The sequence below is a fragment of the Akkermansia sp. GGCC_0220 genome (assembly GCF_017566105.1).
Classification (GTDB): Bacteria; Verrucomicrobiota; Verrucomicrobiia; order Verrucomicrobiales; family Akkermansiaceae; genus Akkermansia; species Akkermansia massiliensis.
This window is the reverse complement of sequence record NZ_JABFCI010000152.1, coordinates 1-221: the sequence shown is the minus strand read 5'-3', so window position 1 is coordinate 221 and position 221 is coordinate 1. Positions and strand designations below refer to the sequence as shown.

The following is a 221-nucleotide window of genomic DNA, read 5'->3' as shown; positions in this document are numbered from 1 at the left end:
TAATTATTTTACTTGTGCTTATTATAATGATGATTTCAAATTATAAAGCTGCACTTTTTTCAGTAAATATATTTTTTCAGATTATTTATGCAATTATGACTGTATTGAAGCTTTTAATAGTAATAAAAGGTGCGCATAGAGATGCTCAGTTAAGATTTACTCAGGAAGAGATGGATGAAATTGATGAAAATAAGCTTCCTATATATACTATACTTGTTCCA

At 26.2% G+C, this 221-nt stretch carries 1 protein-coding gene; it reads left to right on the top strand.

The window, feature by feature from the left end; all coding sequences use genetic code 11:
• Nucleotides 1–26: 26 nt before the first annotated feature.
• Nucleotides 27–221: hypothetical protein (locus HJW02_RS13370; RefSeq protein ID WP_208050736.1), on the top strand; the 195-nt coding region annotated here is incomplete at its 3' end.